The 321-nt window shown below is 55.8% G+C and carries 1 protein-coding gene; it reads left to right on the top strand.

What is annotated here, in order from left to right:
• On the top strand, nucleotides 1-321 hold a 321-nt coding region (locus KH400_RS30505; protein ID WP_217228787.1), incomplete at both ends, for a hypothetical protein.

Raw genomic sequence — 321 nt, 5'->3', positions numbered from 1 at the left:
AGGGGGAAAAGGAAAAGGGGGGAAGGGGAAAAGAGGGGGGGGGGAGGGGGAAGGAAGGAAAAGAAAGGGGAGAAAGAAAGGGAGAGAAGGGGAGGGAAGAAAAGGGAGAAGAGGGGGGAGGAAAGAAAAGGGGAGAGGGAGGGGGGGAAAGGGGAGGAAAGAGAGGAAGGGGAGGGGAGAGGGGAGAAAGGAGGGGAAGGGGGGAGGGGGGAGGAAAAAGGAGAAAAAGGAGAAGGAGAGGAAAGGGGGAGAGGAAGAAAAGAGAGGAGAAAAAGAGGGAGGAAGAGAAAAAAGAAAGGGGAAAGGAAGGAGAGAGGGGGA

The organism is Desertibacillus haloalkaliphilus, from assembly GCF_019039105.1.
Classification (GTDB): domain Bacteria; phylum Bacillota; class Bacilli; order Bacillales; family KJ1-10-99; genus Desertibacillus; species Desertibacillus haloalkaliphilus.
The sequence above is the reverse complement of the archived record's forward strand: the minus strand, read 5'-3'. Positions and strand labels throughout refer to the sequence as shown.